Annotated in this window: 1 protein-coding gene; it reads right to left on the minus strand. The window is 71.5% G+C overall.

All coding sequences use genetic code 11. From position 1 onward, the window contains the following. The coding region (locus tag FNJ47_RS46595; protein WP_163163543.1) for a helix-turn-helix transcriptional regulator at positions 1 to 491 on the minus strand (491 nt) is incomplete at both ends.

Consider the following 491-nt stretch of genomic DNA (forward strand, 5'->3'; position numbering starts at 1 on the left):
TCAGCACGAGGCCGAGCGGCGCCACCCGCCGCCGCTTCTCGGCCTTCCAGCTCTGGTAGCGGATCTGGATCAAATGTTCGCGCAGTACCGCGCCGGCGATGGCGCGCAGATGCTTCGGCTCCTCGGTCGCGCCGAACCAGCCGGGCGCGTCGAGGTGGAAGCGCTGCTGCATCCCTCTCGCGTTCGGGCGCAGGTTCTCCGGCAAGGCCGCCATCAGCTTGGTTTGCGCCGCCACCATTGCGGCGTCGAGGCCGAGCGCGGCGGCGGGACCGGGCAGGCCGGCCATGAACAGCGCCTCGGCCTCGCCCTGCGACAGCCCGTTCAGCCGAACGCGGTAGCCGTCGAGCAGACGATAGCCGCCCTCGGCGCCGCGATCGGCATAGACGGGGACGCCGGCGGCGGCGAGCGCGTCGATGTCGCGATAGATCGTGCGCACCGAAACCTCATTGGCTTCCGCCAATTCGGGCGCGGTGACCCGCCCCCGTGCCTGC

This window comes from Bradyrhizobium uaiense (assembly GCF_010811875.1).
Taxonomy (GTDB): domain Bacteria; phylum Pseudomonadota; class Alphaproteobacteria; order Rhizobiales; family Xanthobacteraceae; genus Bradyrhizobium; species Bradyrhizobium uaiense.